Here is a 6384-nt window from a genome sequence, read left to right as displayed (position 1 = left end):
CAATCTAACTTCTACACTTAAATATTCATTTGAAATATCAAATTCTGCATTGGCTTGGTGATCAATAAATTTCCCCTTTTTAATAGGACATTTAAAAACAATATTTGCATCGTCACTCTCTGTAGTTATCTCCCATGTATCCCACTCTCCTTGAATAGTACGCAATTTCTTTTTAGAGCGAGCGCCAATATCATCATAATTGAAATCACTTGGTGTATTGTTAGTTTTTTTAATATCGCTATTCATTTGTGAAAAAGAAACCGAAGAAACTGTGTCCCACCCACTTTCATTCTCAACAGTATTGTTTGATTGACTATTTTTCGTTTTCAACTTAATACCCTCCTCTGTTTTAGAAATCATTTTCTCACTTACTTTACGACATCATTAATTTAAAATGTACCACCGCCAACTTACAATAAATGCCGCTTAAAAATAATAAACCTTATAACATTCCTCCCCATCCACCGGAAAAATGTTTCATTTTGAAAACTCTTCAAGGTTTATTTTCTTTGTCTTTTTTTCGAAAAAGCATCAAATATTTTCATCAAATCTCACCCTTGGCTTGTCATAGTTTTCCCTAAGAGTTCTTTGTTTTTGGGATTAATTCTCCATTAATCTTAAGTCCTCCCGCAGCTTTTAATTCAATTGATTTAAATTGAAATTCACTACTCTGTGGCCATTTAACATTTTCCATACACTTATTTAGAAATGTATCTAATGTCGGTAAATCTTGAAAAGGATCCTCTTTCTTAAAATCTACCCATTGATCGAGTTTAGCTAAACCCTCTCCGATTCCCCCTCCTAAAGCACCACCTAATGAAACACCTAATGCCATTTTCCACCTAGTTTTTATCAACTTCAAAAAGACATTTTCTTTTTGTGCCTTCGATGGTTTAAGTGTATCTATGAGGTTGTCGCCTTCGCCATCTGCACCCTCGGTACCCGAAGATATGTTATTTATTTCCAATATATCTTTATTTAATTTTTTATCAACAACTTTATTATTTTCTACAGTAGCACCTTCCCCAAGTTCATTTCCACCTTCAGATAATGAAAATGCTCTTCTAGTAATACTACTCTGACCAGCCGCTTCGACTGTATCATCCAAAACAACAGTAGACACCTTACTAAAAACATTTTCAATGGTCGCAGATCCTGTTTTAATGGCAGTCTCAACTGCTCCGGTAATTACTTTACCCAAACTCTTAAAAGCTGCTTCGGCGACTCCGCCAATTGCCTCTCCAAACATTCCACCTACAAGACCGCCTAGTATTGAGAATCCGATATCTGCTATGGTTTCCTTTATTAATACTCTAGTTTGGTAATCTTTGCTCGCTTGAATACTTAGAGAACTTACAAGGCTATTTTTCTTAGGAAAAAATGTTATTTGATTCTTATCTGTGGTACCTATTGTAAAATTTTCCTTGTAATCGAGGGAGTGAGTAATTCCCTCGATTACAGACCATGTTATTTGTTTACAATCAAGAAAAACGGAATCACTCTCTGTATCAATACCCAAATTGAAATTTCCAGATTGAATTGTAGCCGTGCAATCTTTTCCATTTTCATCTTGGAAATTAGCCCATATTAGATTCTTTTTATTGGAAAATTTTAACCCATCAGAAGAAAGTTCAAAATCTCCTTTTCCTCCCACTTGCATCAAAGCTAACCCTACTTTAAGCCATTTTTCCATAAATAAATTAGAGGATATTGTAAATGTAACATCTCCGCCTTGTGGTTTATCGATTAACATGTCTTTCTTAGGTGTGGGATATTTTGGTATAGAACGATTTTCTGTCATTGCCATCACGGCAAATTTACATTCATCCAAATTCGTAGAATTCCTTGGTACACTAACTGAATAGCCTAATGCTGTAGGTGTTAACCACTTGAATTGATCTGTATTTGCTTTTTCATTAATAATTATTGATGTGAATATTTGGTGGAACGACAAATTTTCTTTTTTGTTAAAATATTCTCTGAATAAACCTTTGCAACTAGCCATATTCCCAGAAGGGTCGTCAGAATTATCAAAAACCTTCGAAAACGAAATACCTTTTATAGTAGCTAAGGGGCTTTCTTTGTCTGTCTCCGTTTTAATTTGAAGATTATTCTGTTTTTTCACCGAATTATCCGGTATAGGATTATGAGATTCGTCATAATATCCCAATCTAACTTCTACACTTAAATATTCATTTGAAATATCAAATTCTGCATTGGCCTCGTGATTAATAAATTTCCCCTTTTTAATAGGACATTTAAAAACAATATTTGCATCGTCACTCTCTGTAGTTATCTCCCATGTATCCCAATCTCCTTGAATAGTACGCAATTTCTTTTTAGAGCGAGCGCCAATATCATCATAATTGAAATCACTTGGTGTATTGTTAGTTTTTTTAATATCACTATTTATTTGTGAAAAGGAAACAGAAGAAACTGTGTCCCAGCCATTTTTATTCTCAATAGTATTGTTTGATTGACTATTGTTCGTTTCCAACTTGATTCCCTTCTCTAGTTTAGGAATCATTTTCTCGCTTACTTTACGTATACCTTTTATACACAATGCTTGCTTTAATTCCACATCATTTATTTGAAATGTATCACCAGTTGTTTTTACAATAAACGGAATATTCGCAGTTTCATTGAAAGATTCAGTAAGTACACTTTGTTCAGCATTCATAATATTGCTTCCTTTAATATCCATAAATACTTTTGTTAATTCGTATTCGAGTAATCCTCCTATAGGATTGATAACCGTTTCAACCAGTTCAAGCGCCTTTTCTAGAAGACTACCAGAATCTTTAACATCGTATTCTTTCTTTATTGAATTATTATCCACCTTGATTAAAAGTGTATCTAATTTATGATCATATTCGATTGTGCTATCAAAATTGAGTGTAAAATCTAATGTCTTTTTCGAATCCGGAATAGCAGATTCTCCTTTAATACTAGTAATAATTTTATTATTTTCTACATATACGCAAAAATCTTTAATTGTAGTATTATATGTTTGATCCTTGTTTTTTAATTGACAAATAAAATTATCTTGAATCACAATTCTGCCTACTGAATTATCTGTTCCATCTAATACGTATTGAAAATTCCCCTCTGAGGAATTTTGAGATTTCGGAAATTTTTTATTAAGTTGGTGCATAATTACATTCTGTAAAAACATTTCTTCAGAAAGGATAAAATAGACATCATTTTTCGTATCAATAGTACTCGTATCTATTTCTAAATTAACTACAGTTGGATTAAACTCAACACTATATGAAGAACATATAACAAGAAAATCCATTGTATTTGTTTCTCCAGGTAAATATACATATTCTAATCGTGTTAAACGATCTTCTTCTTGAAATTTGAATGGAAGAGCATGATCAATTTGCCCCAAAGTAAATAAGAGCTGCTTGCTATTATTAATAAATAATTCCGGCAAATGCTTTTTTAATAGAGTTATTATTCCTTTTGGCATACTACATTCATTTTTGTGCTCAATAACATCTATAGTAGTAACTGTGCCATCATAAATATCATTAACTCCACTATCTATTTTGTTAAAATTAAATTCTAAATTAGTCATATGGTTATTTTGTTGATCTAATTGCATAAAAGTCAACTGTATTTGCAACACAGGACAAATATCTTTTAAATCAAATGATTTATCACTTTTTAAAAATTTAAAAACTCCATTTTTTATAGGTGTTTCAATATTTAAAAATTTACCTGATCCCCCCTGTGTAATTTTCCACGCATTAAATTCCCCATTAAATTCGAAGTCAGGACTTGTATAATTAAATAAAATAGGCCGGCTATTCATTTGTTTATTCAATTTTTCATTAATTGCAGCAATAGAAACAATACAAAGCGAATCCCATCCTTTAGTATCCACCATTTATTCCTCCCAATTGATTAGTGTAGTCAAAAATGTGGAATCCCACCCAACTGTAACGGGCCTGCTAAAGCAACAGTATTTAAAGTATATATATCTGCGTCACTCCATTTAATCGGATTTGTAATATTAAAGAACGCCAAATCGATACTAGGTGATGTGTCTTGATGTTCAATCGAAATCAAATCCTTCCCTTCATTAGCTGCAACACCTGTTAATATTAGTATAATAATTCCTGCTATTACAGCTGCAAACCCTCCTGTAAAAATTGTTAACACCAATTCAGCTACTATCCCTACAACTATTAAAATTGTTTCTCTATTTTTAGTATCACTGGTTTCAGTCACTCCATGAAGTACAGTCCCCTTACCTATCTCTTCGAAATCCAAATTCTGCTTACCATACTGATTTTTTCCTAGTTTAATATTATATTGATGTTTTGTCCGACACCAAGCCGTCATCCCCATTTCTACATTTGTTTCAGTGTAGGTTTCAAAAATAAGTTGATTGTCTTCTATAGTAATGCATAAATTTTTCATATAAGGAATATAGTCTTTTAACAAATGCTGTATTGGTTTTAATTTAATACTTTTTCCTTCTTTCAATTCCAAAGTGTACTGATATTTACCTGTAGATGGGTCACGTTTATTTATTACTTCATAATCTTCTATAGTAGATCCAGTAAAATCTTTAGGCAATAAAGGCAAAACTAGGTCGTTTAAGATTCTTTCCTGTGAAATTATAAAACCAGAAGTACTTCCCTGTGGAATAATATTGGGGTCAATTCGAGGGTCCTGCTGTATCGAGGTTTTTCGTCCACCAGTCATACATAATATACCTAAAAGCCCGTCATTAATCTCACTATCTGTATATGCATATTTTACGTCTGTAGGCTTACACCAAGCCCAAGCTTCATCCTGATTAATTTTCTCGTTTAAATTTACAGTTGCAAATATATGATTAAACTTGTTTATATTTTCTATTAACCATTCAATTATAAATCCAGCAATAATATCCAAAGCATTTGGTGTATCAAAATCTCCTGATTCACACTTTATAACTGTATGTTCGTTAGTATTTACATTAACTAAAAAAACAATTGGGTTGCTATTTTCTTCAGCTTTTGTTTTCACCATTAAAGAGAGTTTACTTGAACCATCCCCCACTTTTTGGGAAATGAAATCCAGCTCCACGGCTACTTTCAATGAAAATTTTTCTCCGGAAAAGTTACTTAAATATTCTTCGTATCCCTTTACACTATTAATAGGGATATCCAAATACACACTTGAGCTATCTCCCCCTTTCACTATCTGCCATTTCCCAAACTCCCCCTCTATATGTTTACTTTTACAATCCTTAAAGCTACTTTCAAAAGTTTTAGGTGAAACAATTACTTCATTTACTTTGGAAATCGGAAGCGCAAACACAGTATCCCACCCTAAAGTATCCGTTACAGTCATAGAATAATCCCTCCTTACCAAAATATTATATTTGATAACTATTATTTCAAATAAAATCAAAATTTCATTTTATTGAGGATTTAAAATGAAAAGATTATTGTTTCACATTAAATAGAATTATTTATTGACGATAATAACGTGTAATAAATTAGATACTCTTGTGCCGAAATTTTTCATCTACACTACAATCTATCCTCAGCCTTTCTGATAAGGTTTTTTCATCCCTAAAATTAAGAGATAAACAAAAATCCAAATTGTCGTATGTAATGACTCATAGGCATGTAAGTCACTATCCACCATATTTATGTCTGCATCCTACCTAACTACAGAATAAAAAAGTCAGTAGATACCACTATGATTTGGATTTTTGAGATATCTTTAATAAGCTTTAAAAAAGAGGGAAAAAGGGGCGTTTCAACGGATTTTTCAGGCTATATTTAGTGTAACCTTAATTTCACGAAATTATTCAATTGAGCCTGCTTACGTTTAACTTATAAAATAAAGTGATATTAGAGAAGGAGGGCAATAACAGGAGATGATACCTAGTTTCACCTTTTTTTACGAAATTATACATTGTGTATGCAGTTTTAATAAAATTTAAACGAAATTATTCAATTGAGCCTGCTTACGTTTAACTTATAAAATAAAGTGATATTAGAGAAGGAAGGCAATAACAGGAGATGATACCTAGTTTCACCTTTTTTTACGAAATTATACACTGTGTATACAGTTTTAATAAAATTTAAACGAAATTATTCAATTGAGCCTGCTTACGTTTAACTTATAAAATAAAGTGATATTAGAGAAGGAGGGCAATAACAGAAGATGATACCTAGTTTCACCTTTTTTTACGAAATTATACACTGTGTATACAGTTTTAATAAAATTTAAACGAAATTATTCAATTGAGCCTGCTTACGCTTAACTTATAAAATAAAGTGATATTAGAGAAGGAGGGCAATAACAGAAGATGATACCTAGTTTCACCTTTTTTTACGAAATTATACACTGTGTATACAGTTTTAATAAAAT

Annotated in this window: 3 protein-coding genes; all 3 read right to left on the bottom strand. The window is 31.8% G+C overall.

Going from position 1 to position 6384, the window contains the following annotated elements; all coding sequences use genetic code 11:
• Window positions 1-330: TULIP family P47-like protein (locus tag ACS2MN_RS30735; protein WP_438894955.1), on the bottom strand; the 330-nt coding region annotated here is incomplete at its 3' end.
• Between the two features lie 247 nt (window positions 331-577).
• Complete coding sequence (locus ACS2MN_RS30730) at window positions 578-3895, bottom strand: TULIP family P47-like protein (RefSeq protein WP_438894954.1); 3318 nt, start codon at window positions 3893-3895, stop codon at window positions 578-580.
• 26 nt (window positions 3896-3921) lie between these two features.
• Window positions 3922-5352: a TULIP family P47-like protein gene (locus ACS2MN_RS30725; protein ID WP_438894953.1), complete on the bottom strand. Its 1431-nt coding sequence runs from the start codon at window positions 5350-5352 to the stop codon at window positions 3922-3924.
• Between the last annotated feature and the right edge of the window lie 1032 nt (window positions 5353-6384).

Source organism: Bacillus cereus group sp. BceL062, from assembly GCF_051780025.1.
Classification (GTDB): domain Bacteria; phylum Bacillota; class Bacilli; order Bacillales; family Bacillaceae_G; genus Bacillus_A; species Bacillus_A toyonensis.
Note: the sequence above shows the minus strand (reverse complement) of the source record. Positions and strands in the feature narration are given on the sequence as shown.